This is a genomic window from Faecalibacterium sp. DFI.5.82, assembly GCF_029076575.1.
GTDB classification, from domain to species: domain Bacteria; phylum Bacillota; class Clostridia; order Oscillospirales; family Ruminococcaceae; genus Faecalibacterium; species Faecalibacterium duncaniae.
The window spans coordinates 1-303 of sequence record NZ_JARFIS010000689.1 but is presented as its reverse complement, the minus strand read 5'-3'; the positions used below and the strand labels follow the sequence as shown (position 1 = coordinate 303).

The 303-nt window shown below is 62.7% G+C and carries 1 protein-coding gene; it reads right to left on the bottom strand.

Going from position 1 to position 303, the window contains the following annotated elements:
- Positions 1 to 46 precede the first annotated feature (46 nt).
- The coding region (locus tag P0G09_RS18465) for a YitT family protein (protein WP_275253401.1) at positions 47 to 303 on the bottom strand (257 nt) is incomplete at its 5' end.

Below are 303 nucleotides of genomic sequence, written 5' to 3'. Positions count from 1 at the left end.
GCCCGCCCACCTCTGGAAAGCCACAGTGGGCGGCCATTCTGCGTTTTCAGATGGACTGGAACCCTTTGCCGATGATCTCGCTTGAGTTGACAATGGTCAGAAAGGCCTGCGGGTCCTCCCGGCGCAGGAAATCCCGCAGCAGCCCTGCCTGCCGCCGGGTCAGCGCCACCATAATCATGGTGCGGGGCTCGCCGGTGTACACGCCGGTGGCGTTATGCTGGGTCGCTGTGCGTCCCAGTGTTTCCGTAACGAAATGCCGGATGGGCTCCGGCCTTGAGGTGATGACCGTACACACCTTGCGGA